The 840-nt window shown below is 48.8% G+C and carries 1 protein-coding gene and 1 pseudogene; one reads left to right on the top strand and one right to left on the bottom strand.

Annotated elements, in window-relative coordinates; all coding sequences use genetic code 11:
* Positions 1-80 precede the first annotated feature (80 nt).
* Positions 81-482 (top strand): annotated as a pseudogene (locus tag P1S59_14545) (transposase).
* Positions 483-541: 59 nt separating this feature from the next.
* Here P1S59_14545 and P1S59_14540 read toward each other — a convergent pair.
* Positions 542-840, bottom strand: a 299-nt coding sequence (locus tag P1S59_14540; GenBank protein ID MDF1527443.1) for a hypothetical protein, incomplete at its 5' end; no start/stop codon positions are given.

Below are 840 nucleotides of genomic sequence, written 5' to 3'. Positions count from 1 at the left end.
GAAAAAGGCGGCATAAACCATGAACCTTTCCACCTTAAAACTGCCGCCAACCTGTCCAACCAATGGGGTCCACCTCTGTTCCCAAAGGCAAGGTGAAAGAGGTTGCGGTGATGCTCAAAGCGATCCACGCCCAGGAGGACCGCGCCGAGGCTCTTGTCAAGGCTGAGAGTGTTGCCAAAAAGCTCGAAGAGATGAAACTGCCCAAGGCTGCCAGGATGGTTCGTGAAAGCATTGACGAGACCCTGACTTACTACAATTTCCCTCCGGAGCACTGGCGCAGGATCCGGACCAATAACCCTCTGGAAAGGATCATGCGGGAGATCAGGCGACGAACCCGTGTGGTTGGCGCCTTCCCGGATGGTAATTCGGCATTGATGCTGGTGGCGGCACGACTCAGGCACATTGCCGGAACTCGATGGGGAATGAAGCGATACCTGAGAATGGAACGATTATATGAGGCCGAGATGACGACAGCAGCCTGAGCTTGAGGAGCAACCAGATCGAAACGTCCGAAAAACAAATGTGCGAAAAATTCTGGACACTACCCAATACGGAACGCATTTTTAAAATCTTCAAAATTTACACCTTGTGCAATGTTTTCTCCATCAAGAGTGAAATTGGACAGCCTTGCTGATGAATTATGACTTCCATTAAAAACAAAAATATGCCCTGCTGTTTTTTTGTGAATAATTGTTGCTCCAGAACTGTCGCCGGATATCGTCAGTGGTTTGTTAATGATAATACCTTCGTTCCACGTTGATTTGCCACTAGGAACGATAATGACGTCCAAGTCTTGTGCCATTGATATGGCATCGCTAACATCCTCCCAGTTGGTGCTAG

It is taken from the genome of bacterium (genome assembly GCA_029210965.1).
In the GTDB taxonomy this organism is placed as follows: Bacteria; BMS3Abin14; BMS3Abin14; order BMS3Abin14; family BMS3Abin14; genus JALHUC01.
Note: the sequence above shows the minus strand (reverse complement) of the source record. Positions and strands in the feature narration are given on the sequence as shown.